The following is a 342-nucleotide window of genomic DNA, read 5'->3' as shown; positions in this document are numbered from 1 at the left end:
ATCAGTGACGGTTGCTTTTGATGATTGGCTTTATCGTCAGGATGACAGACACGTTTTCAATCTAACGAAAATAAAAAAGTTTGGTGTGGAAGTAGGAACAATAACCTTGTTCTTCCAAAAGCAGCCATAACAAATGGGGCTGATCTTCAATTAATAATCCATTCCATATAACTAAAATTATTTTCTCCCGACCTAACTCCCCTAACTAAAAAAGGTTGACGCTTTAGCGTCAACCTTTTAAGTATCTGGTCGTTACAGGAGTATTACAGCTTATCTGTCAGCTCGATTGCTTGACCGATATAGTTCGCTGGTGTCATTTCTTTCAGACGTGCTTTCTCGTGC

1 protein-coding gene is annotated in these 342 nt (G+C 39.2%); it reads left to right on the top strand.

The genetic code is table 11. The features are described 5' to 3' along the window. The coding region (locus IQR33_RS02555; RefSeq protein WP_193843485.1) for a DUF3833 family protein at positions 1 to 130 on the top strand (130 nt) is incomplete at its 5' end. Between the last annotated feature and the right edge of the window lie 212 nt (positions 131 to 342).

The sequence above is a fragment of the Vibrio sp. OPT46 genome (assembly GCF_015163535.1).
Classification (GTDB): domain Bacteria; phylum Pseudomonadota; class Gammaproteobacteria; order Enterobacterales; family Vibrionaceae; genus Vibrio; species Vibrio alginolyticus.
The sequence above is the reverse complement of the archived record's forward strand: the minus strand, read 5'-3'. Positions and strand labels throughout refer to the sequence as shown.